Annotated in this window: 1 protein-coding gene; it reads right to left on the bottom strand. The window is 70.1% G+C overall.

From position 1 onward, the window contains the following. A partial coding sequence (locus tag ACFVH5_RS44240) for a type I polyketide synthase (RefSeq protein ID WP_385839346.1) occupies window positions 1–2,693 on the bottom strand: 2,693 nt, incomplete at both ends.

Here is a 2,693-nt window from a genome sequence, read left to right as displayed (position 1 = left end):
AGAGTGGGCGGCAGCCGCAGGCCCGTGACGGAGTTCAGCGTGTTACGGAACTCCACCGCACCGAGCGAGTCGAACCCGAGGTCCTTGAAGGCCCGCTCGGGCTCGATGACATCCGCGCCCGTGTGCCCCAGCACGGCCGCCGCATGGGTGCGTACGAGCGTCAGAATCTCTTCGAGCCGTTGCCCGGCGGAGAGCCCGGCCAGCCTCTGTGCCAGCGCGTCCGTCTCGCCCTGGCCCTGCGCCGACACCGCACGCCGCACAGCCGCGCTGCGCACCAAACCGCTGAGCAGGGGCGGTACTTCCTCGCCCTCCAGTGTCCTGGCATCGAGGTTCATGGGCACCAGCACGGGCGCGGTCGACCCACTGGCCACGTCGAAGAGGTCGAGGCCCTGGTCGGGCGAGAGGCCCGCCATGCCGGCCCGGTTCAGCCGATCCCGGTCGCCTTCGACCAGCTCGCCACCCATGCCCGACTCCGTCGCCCACAGACCCCAGGCGAGGGATTGGGCGGGCAGGCCCTGGGCCCGCCGGTGCGCGGCGAGCCCGTCGAGGAAGGCGTTGGCAGCCGCGTAGTTGCCCTGACCGGGCCCGCCCAGGACGCCGGCTGCGGAGGAGAACATGACGAACGCCGACAGATCCATCCCACGCGTCAACTCATGCAGATGCCAAGCCGCGTCCGCCTTGGGACGCAACACCCGCTCCAGCCGCTCCGGCGTCAACGAGCCGATCAACCCGTCATCCAGCACACCCGCCGCATGCACAACACCACTCAGCGAGCGACCCTCCAACACACCCGCCAGCGCCTCACGATCCCCCACATCACACGCCGCGAACTCCACCCGCGCACCCAGCGCCGTCAACTCTTCAAGCAGTTCCACCGCACCAGGCGCATCCGCACCCCGCCGGCTCACCAACAACAACCGCTCCACACCGTGCCGCGCCACCAGATGCCGGGCCACCAACCCACCCAACGCACCCGAAGCACCCGTCACCAACACCGACCCACCGAACACCGACGACGGCCCGGACCCCTCCGACCCCGAACCCGTCACCGGTCGAAGGCGTGGCACGAGACACTTCCCGTCCCGGACCGCCACCTGCGGCTCCCCCGTCGCCAGAGCCAGCCCGACACCCGCCTCGACCTCCGCGGCATCAACACCACCCGGAAGATCCACCAGCACAACACGCCCCGGATCCTCCGACTGCGCACTGCGTACCAGACCCCACACCGCAGCCCCGGTCAGATCAGTGACATCCTCACCCGCCACCGACACCGCACCCCGCGTCACCACCACCAGCGCGCCGCTCTGCGACTGCAGCACCTCCAGCAGGGAACCCAGCGCGGACAACACACCCTCACCCTCGGCACGCCACACCTTCGCGCCGCCGACCACACCACCGCTGGAGGCAACCGGCGTCCACTCCACCCGATACAACGAATCGACCCGCGCCAGCGACTGCGCGGACAGCTCACGCAAAGTCAGGGCGCCCACGGACACCACCGGCCGGCCCGAACCGTCCGCCGCATCCAGCCGCACCTGGTCCGGCCCCGTCGACACCAGCCGCACCCGCAACGTGTCAGCGCCGGAAGCATGCAGCTCCACACCCGCCCACGAGAACGGCAACACCACACGATCCCCGTCCAACAACAACGGAATCGCATGCAGAGCCGAGTCCAGCAGCGCAGGATGCAGACCGAACCGATCAACCGCCCCCGACAACGCCACCTCGGCGAACACCTCATCACCGAGCCGCCAAGCCGCCTTCAACCCCTGAAAGACCGGGCCGTAGGAGAGGCCAGCCTCGTCGAGCCGACCGTAGAAGCCGTCCAGGTCGACCGCCTCGGCACCGGACGGCGGCCACTGGGTCAGGTCTTCCGTCTGGGCGCCTGATCCCGCGGCCAGCGTTCCCGCCGCGTGCCGCTCCCAAGCCGCGAACGGCTCGTCCTCGCCGCGGGCATACACCTCGACCGAACGGCGGCCCGATCCGTCGTCGGCCCCGACGACCAGCTGGACGACCGTCGGAGACTGCCGGTCCAGCACCAGCGGGGCCTCGATCGTCAGCTCCTCGACACGGCCACAGCCCACCTCGTCGCCCGCGCGAACCGCCAACTCGACGAAGCCGGTGCCCGGGAAGAGGACGGCTCCGCTCACTGTGTGATCGGCGAGCCACGGTTGCGTACCCATCGACAGACGACCCGACAGCACCACCTGGTCCGTACCCGCGACGGCTACCACACCGTCCAGCAGCGGGTGTGCGGACTCGTCCAGGACGCGCGCCGACTCCAGCCAGAACGGCTGCCGCTGGAAGGGGTAGGTGGGCAGGTCGACCCGTCGCGCGCCGCGTCCGCCGAGCACAGCCTCCCAGTCGACCCGGGCTCCCACGGTGAACAGCCGGCCGATGCCGGTGAACAGGCTCGCCACCTCAGGGCGGTCGCGGCGCAGGGTGGCCGCCACCGTCCCCTCGTCGTTCTGCTGCACCATCGCGGTCAGGACGGCGTCCGGTCCGATCTCCAGGAACCGGCTCACACCCTCTTCACGCAGCCGGCCCACATCATCGGCGAACCGCACCGCCTCACGCACATGCCGCACCCAGAACTCGGCCGACCCCACATCCTTCACCAGCCGAATCCGCGCCTCACCAAAGGACACCGACTCCGCAACCCGCCGAAACTCCGCCAGCATCGGCTCCAAAAA

Origin of the sequence: Streptomyces sp. NPDC127119 (assembly GCF_042677425.1) — a bacterium.
Classification (GTDB): domain Bacteria; phylum Actinomycetota; class Actinomycetes; order Streptomycetales; family Streptomycetaceae; genus Streptomyces.
The sequence above is the reverse complement of the archived record's forward strand: the minus strand, read 5'-3'. Positions and strand labels throughout refer to the sequence as shown.